The sequence below is a fragment of the Streptomyces sp. bgisy159 genome, from assembly GCF_965341775.1.
GTDB lineage: Bacteria > Actinomycetota > Actinomycetes > Streptomycetales > Streptomycetaceae > Streptomyces.
The window spans coordinates 1-5,875 of record NZ_CBDQZH010000093.1; the positions used below are offsets into that span (position 1 = coordinate 1).

At 71.0% G+C, this 5,875-nt stretch carries 8 protein-coding genes and 1 pseudogene; 1 reads left to right on the forward strand and 8 read right to left on the reverse strand.

The features are described 5' to 3' along the window. The first annotated feature begins 492 nt into the window (after nucleotides 1–492). Complete coding sequence (locus ACSLTV_RS35775) at nucleotides 493–2,376, forward strand: pentapeptide repeat-containing protein (RefSeq protein WP_435613697.1); 1,884 nt, start codon at nucleotides 493–495, stop codon at nucleotides 2,374–2,376. 113 nt (nucleotides 2,377–2,489) lie between these two features. On the opposite strand, the gene ACSLTV_RS35780 is transcribed toward ACSLTV_RS35775, so the two are convergent. The 8 genes and pseudogenes from ACSLTV_RS35780 to ACSLTV_RS35815 all read right to left on the reverse strand — a co-directional run. Beyond that, complete coding sequence (locus tag ACSLTV_RS35780) at nucleotides 2,490–3,125, reverse strand: hypothetical protein (protein ID WP_435613698.1); 636 nt, start codon at nucleotides 3,123–3,125, stop codon at nucleotides 2,490–2,492. Next, a complete protein-coding gene (locus ACSLTV_RS35785) occupies nucleotides 3,122–3,406 on the reverse strand; it encodes a hypothetical protein (protein WP_432158830.1) in 285 nt (94 codons plus the stop codon). The genes ACSLTV_RS35780 and ACSLTV_RS35785 overlap by 4 nt, the downstream gene beginning before the upstream one ends. Nucleotides 3,407–3,499: 93 nt before the next feature. Continuing rightward, nucleotides 3,500–3,748, reverse strand: a complete 249-nt coding sequence (locus tag ACSLTV_RS35790) for a hypothetical protein (protein ID WP_432158829.1) — start codon at nucleotides 3,746–3,748, stop codon at nucleotides 3,500–3,502. A gap of 39 nt (nucleotides 3,749–3,787) precedes the next feature. Next, nucleotides 3,788–4,354, reverse strand: coding sequence for a hypothetical protein (locus ACSLTV_RS35795; protein WP_435613699.1), 567 nt, complete (start codon nucleotides 4,352–4,354; stop codon nucleotides 3,788–3,790). A gap of 114 nt (nucleotides 4,355–4,468) precedes the next feature. Beyond that, nucleotides 4,469–4,891, reverse strand: coding sequence for a hypothetical protein (locus ACSLTV_RS35800; protein ID WP_432158827.1), 423 nt, complete (start codon nucleotides 4,889–4,891; stop codon nucleotides 4,469–4,471). Next, the gene (locus ACSLTV_RS35805) at nucleotides 4,888–5,190 is read right to left on the reverse strand and encodes a hypothetical protein (RefSeq protein ID WP_435613700.1); all 303 of its coding nucleotides are present in this window, start codon (nucleotides 5,188–5,190) and stop codon (nucleotides 4,888–4,890) included. The genes ACSLTV_RS35800 and ACSLTV_RS35805 overlap by 4 nt, the downstream gene beginning before the upstream one ends. After that, nucleotides 5,187–5,531: a hypothetical protein gene (locus tag ACSLTV_RS35810; protein WP_435613701.1), complete on the reverse strand. Its 345-nt coding sequence runs from the start codon at nucleotides 5,529–5,531 to the stop codon at nucleotides 5,187–5,189. Before ACSLTV_RS35810 ends, ACSLTV_RS35805 begins: the two co-directional genes overlap by 4 nt. A gap of 34 nt (nucleotides 5,532–5,565) precedes the next feature. Beyond that, nucleotides 5,566–5,875 (reverse strand): annotated as a pseudogene (locus ACSLTV_RS35815) (ATP-binding protein); the annotation flags it as partial.

A 5,875-nucleotide genomic window follows, 5' to 3' on the forward strand; every position in this document is an offset into this window, starting at 1 on the left:
TCCCCCCCCCCCCCCCCCCCCCCCCCCCCCCCCCACTGCTGTCCTATGTCAATTGATCAATGTCGCCTTCTCGGCTACCTGAGTCGTTCAGCCTTCCGTCTCAGCGAACATAGTGCGCTGCTGCGTGCTGTCGCCCCGTGATGCAACCGGGAGCAATGGTTATCTCGGGTGTCGCGCGGACGACAGGCATGTGAGGCATATGTCCCTCAGAGCGCCGTGCCTGACGAATATCTACGGGTTGTTCAGCCATGTGCGGCATATGTGCGACGGGGCCGATCCATGACTTCGCTTGGTTCGAGTCGCGTCGGATGCCTTTGCCCGGCGCCAGGAGCACAGCCGCACTCTCTCTCGGGGTCGGCCTGCTGCTGATCGACGACTACTTGCCGAGCTCGTCGTCCGATTACGAGGGCGACGCTGCCCGTCACGGTCGAGCCTGAACCGCTCCCGACCCCAGAGCGTCCATACATGCACCTGACCGTGGAGCCGCCGCTTATGAGCATGTCCGAACCACCGCCCTGGCCGCACTGCGCACACGGTGCAGATCCTGCTGCCGATCCTCTCGGCTGCCGCGGCATCCACGTCCCCGGCTACACCGAATGTCTCGCCCACCTGGCTGGCGCCGACCGTGACGCCTATCTGGCCGGCCTGACTCCCGGCGCCAGCATCGACCACCGGGGCACCACCTTCACCGAATCCCTCCTCATCGCCTTACTCAACGCCCTTCGTGACTCCGTAACCGGTCACCCCCGCTTAGGTGACGCCTGGTTCGGGTCGGCGACCTTCGAGGGCACCGCCGCGTTCGGGTCGGCGACCTTCGAGGGCACCGCCGCGTTCGGGTCGGCGACCTTCGAGGGCACCGCCGGGTTCGAGTCGGCGACCTTCCAGCACGGCGCCATGTTCGACTCGACGACCTTCAAGCGCGGCGCCGCGTTCCTGTGGGCGACCTTCGAGGGCACCGCCGGGTTCGAGTCGGCGACCTTCCAGCACGGCGCCATGTTCGACTCGACGACCTTCAAGGACAACGCCTTGTTCGGGTCGGCGACCTACAAGGACACCGCCTGGTTCGAGTCGGCGACCTTCCAGGGCGGCGCCGCGTTCGGGTCGGCGACTTTCGAGGGCACCGCCGGATTCGAGTCGGCGACCTTCCAGGGCGGCGCCGCGTTCGACTCGGCGACCTTCCAGGGCACCGCCGCGTTCGGGTCGGCGACCTTCCAGGGCACCGCCTGGTTCGACTCGGCGACCTTCCAGGGCGACGCCATGTTCGACTCGGCGACCTTCGTGGAGGCCGACCAATTCGGGCCTTTGGTGCGTGCTGGGCGGCTTGTGCTGTCTGGTGCGATGTTCGGTAGTCCGGTGACCCTCTCATTCGTTGTGCGCCGTCTGGAGTGCCGTCGCACCCGCTGGTCATCGACGGCGGAGATCCGCCTGCGCTATGCCCGGGTGGACTTCGCGCATGCGGTGTTCGAGTACCCCCTCACGATCGCCGCCGAGCCGGATCCGTTCGTGCTCAACGACGGCCGACCGCTCGCCGAAGGTCTATTTCCGAGCGCGTACGACCCCGGGGTGCGGGTGGCGTCGCTGCGCGGGGTGGACGCGGCCCATCTGGACCTGGCCGACCTCGATCTGTCGGAATGTCTGTTCACCGGCACGGTTCACCTGGACCAACTCCGCCTGGAGGGGGCCTGCACTTTCAACACCGCACCGCCCGCCGTGCACTGGCGGCACTGGCCGCCCATCCGGTTCACCGAGCGCCGCGTCCTGGCCGAGGAACACCACTGGCGCGCCAGCCAGCCAGGAGCAGTCCAGGGCTGGGTCCTCGGCACCGGGCGGGCAGGGCCGCTGCAACTGGCTCCGGTGTACCGGGCTTTGCGTAAGGCCTTCGAGGACGGCAAGCACGAGCCAGGGGCGGCAGACTTCTACTACGGGGAGATGGAGATGCGCCGCCACGCCGACGATATCCCCCGCAGTGAACGGGGACTGCTGACCGCGTACTGGGCACTGTCCGGCTACGGCCTGCGCGCCTCCCGGGCCCTGGCCTGGCTCGGAGCGGCCATGCTCGTCACCATCCTGCTGCTGATGGCCTTCGGCCTCGCGCAGGACACCCCGAAGCAGACCGCGACCGGCACCGTCCCGGCCGGCGGCGGCAAGGTCACCTTCGAGATCGGCACGGACGACCCCAAAAATCCCACCAGCGACCGGTTCACCGGTAAGCGCTTCGAGAAGGCCCTGAACGACACCCTCAACTCGGTGGTGTTCCGCGCCTCCGGCCAGGACCTGACCACCGCCGGCACCTACATCGAGATGACCTCCCGCCTGACCGAACCCATCCTCCTGGGCCTGGCCGTCCTCGCCATCCGCAACCGCGTCAAACGCTGACAGCCCTGCCCCAGCCAAGCGTGGCCCTGTGCAACGTTCGACCGAACCGTAGCGATCCGCGCCGTGGGCTTCGGCGAGGAAGGCGGCGGCCCCGGCTGGCGCCGTCATCGGGCCTACGCGGCCTCAAGCCGCGCGGTGAGCTGCGGGTTGGCGGCGGTGATGTCGTCCAGGAGCGTGCGGCTGGGCTTCCACAGGCGCTGCGATCCGGTGGCGTGGACCGGCTCGGGGAGGCGCTGGACGTTCGTGAGCTGCCAGTGGAAGCAGCCGCGCTCGGACCAGCGGGTGCATGCGCCGTCGTCGGCGTGGATGCCGGCGAGGTCGGCGACGGCGACGACGTGTCCCTGTACCGGCTCGTAGTCCTCGGGCAGGGCCGCGCGCACATGGGGCAGGGCCAGGGCCTGCTTGTCGATGGTCTGGCCGCCGTGGATGAGGAGGGTGCCGCGCCAGTGTGTGGCCCACACGCGGTTCTCGATGCGCTTGGCGATCTCCTCGTCGGTGAGGGCGATCAGGTCCGACCAGGGCGGCTGGATGGTGAGCGCGCGAATCTTGGTGGGGTTCGGCTCGGCGGGGCCGGCCTGGTGGGGGGAGCTGATGGCCTGCCCCAGCAGCTCGAAGTTGAGGCGCTGCTGCTCGGGCGTGAGCGGCGCGGGGCGTTGGGGGGCGGTGAAGAGGGCGCCGGTGGGCTCAGCTTCGTGGCGGGCCCGGGCGTAGAGGCGGGCGTCGTACGTGTCCGCGAGCGTAGCGGTCACCGGGATTCCCCCCGCTGTCCGAGCTCCGTCTTGAAGACGGGGCTGCGGCCGACGGCGATCAGCAGCAGCTGCAGGGCGGTGCCGGGGTGGCTGTGTTCCTGTGTGGCGAGCAGGCCGCAGGAGAAGCAGTCGGCTTCCGCGCCCGCCCAGGCGACGTTGCAGGGTCCACACAGGAAGCTGGGGCCGCGGCGGGGTGCGTTGCGACGGCGGTGGAGGCCGATGGCGCGCATGCGGGCGGCGGCTGGGCTGGGGGAGTGGGCGGTGGCGTGCTGGGACGGCATGATGAGGGTGCTCCTCTCGCCTGCGGGCGGGGTGGTGTGGCCCGGGACGGCCGGCTGGTTTCTCAGGCCGAAGGCGGCCGTCCCGGGGCGGATTCAGGTGGGTGTCCTGGGCTCGAAGCGCAGGGTGCGGGCCAGGACGATCGGGCTGAGGGCGAGGACGTCGTCGTAGCGGGGGTCGATCGCTGCGCCGCGGCGGGCGGCCTGCTCGGCCGGGGTATCGGCGAGCTTGCGAGCGGCCTGACGGGCGAGGAACGCGCTGGCGGCGTCCTTGATCACGTAGCTGTGGCGGGTGCCGGCCTCATCCAGCAGGCGGAAGGTCACCAGCCACGGGTCGGAGTACATGGCTGTCGTCCGTGCACGGGGCGGTTGCGAGCGCGGGGCCTAGAAGGTCGGCTCGACGCTGCTGTGGGCAGGGTCGGCGTAGCTGCTGGCGCGGATCCGCAGCCGGTAGTCACAGTCGACGGGTGCACCGGGGGCGGTGTCGAGTTCGTCCAGCAGGACGATCAGGTGGTCCTCGTCGACCAGTTCCACGGCGAGGTAGGTGCCGCAGGAGCAGGGGGCGATGAGGGTGAGGACGTGGACCAGGCCGCCGTCCTCGCCTGTGCCTTCCTCGCGGCGGGCGTAGTGGAGCCACCAGCCGCGCTTGCCGTCGGCGGAGCCGAGGTAGGTGACGGCGGAGGCCATCAACTGCTGGTCCGGGACGGGCGGGTGGCCGGTCCAGGACATGGCCTGCACCACGGTGTCGAGGGTGTCGGGGAAGGCGCCGGTGAGTACGGCGTCGGCGTTGAGGACGGCCTGGAAGGCGGCCTCCTCGCCGCGCTGCTCCTGCCGCTGGGACAGGTCGAAGGTCTGCACCCGCTGGTGCAGGGCGACGATCGGCTCAGGACCGGCGTCGTCGTTGTGCGGGCGGTCGTCCCGGGGGATGGGGGCGAGGTGAAGAACGGTCATGAGGGGTGGTCCTCCTCTCGGGGGTTTTCTGCTGGGCCGGGCGGGTCTGTCCGGTCCTCCGCACCGCCCCAACCCGCTTGGTCGGGGGTTGGGGCGGCACGGGCGGCCGTCAGCTCAGGCGGCGTTGTCCATGCGGAGTTCGGCGAGTGCGATGCCGTACGTGGCGCAGGAGCCGGAGCAGTAGTCGCGGGCGGGCTCGGTCGATCCGGCGACGTGGACGCGGACCCAGCCGCGCTGTGTGGGGAAGCGGCCGGTGGCTTCCTGGGCGCAGCCGTCGGTGGTGCAGGCCTCCCGGACAGCGGTGTTCGCCTCCGGGCGGGAGGTGCCGGCGGCGAACTGCCCGCCGTTCCACCGGTGCTGCCTGGCGGCCCGGGGCGAGTGACCGGCCTGGCGTGCCTCGGACTTGGCCTGTTCGTCGTCGCGCTTGGCCTGCAGGCAGCCGCACGCTTCGGTCGCGGGGACCTTCCTGCGGGTGTGCTGGCGGTGGCCGCGCAGGGTCCCGTGCTCGATGCCTTCCTCCTGACCGATCAGGCTCACGGGGTGGCTCCTTCCGGTGTGGTGGGGTTCGGGCGGGTGGTCGGCTGGGGCTGGCTGTCCATGAGGGCCAGGAATTCCCGGCCGAGGCCGACATCGGCCAGCAGCACCCGCAGGATCGAGGCGAGGCCGTCGCGTTCGATCGGGTTGAGGCGGTCCCAGACGGCGTGGGCGTCGCGGTGGGCGCCGACGGCTTGGAGGTAGTCGGCCTCCTTGGTGGCCGTGCGGTTGGCGCCGCACCGGCCGCAGCTGAAGGTCGCCTGGTCCCATCCCTGCTGTGTTGTGCTGGAAGCCGCGCTCACCTGTCGCCCCCGTCCTGCGAGTCGATAGGGGAGGGGAGCTGCGCGAGCAGCAGCCGGAGGGTGCGCGCCATCACCGCGGCGGCCTCGGTGAGGTTGCCGCAGGACAGCCAGTGGAGAAGGTCGCGGTGCCCGGCGATGTCCGCGGTGTAGATCGCGGTCGGGGTGCGCCCGTCACCGCCGTCGATGCTCGCCTGGAGGGTGATGCGGCCTGTCTCGGGGTCGGGGTCGGCGGCGACCGACCGGCCCGCGTGCGCGAGGATCGCGGTGGGGGCGCCGGGGCCCATGGTCGACTCCCAGGCCTCTCCGAGTCCCGCGCGCAGGGCGGCGGCGAGGCGTTCCACCGGGCCCAGGATCGGTTCGATGGGGGGGGCGTGTTCACGACCGGACCGCCTCCGCGTACTGCGCCTGCAGGTCGTCGTGGCCCTCGGGGTCGTCGCCGGTGTCGGCTCCGGCCTCCCAGTCGGCGGCCTCGTGGTCGATTTCGCCTTCGTAGCCGCAGCCTTCGCAGACCAGGCCGTCGCCGATCTCGTGCCGCCCCTGGTAGGCGCGCAGCAGGTCGGTGGCGCTGTAGGCGGGCAGCCAGGCCGGACCGCACGGCTCGTCATCGTCGTCGCGGTCTGCGTCGGCGGGGCAGGGCACCAAGACGTCGAAGCCGTAGTTGCCCTCGCCGTCGGCGTCGCGCCTA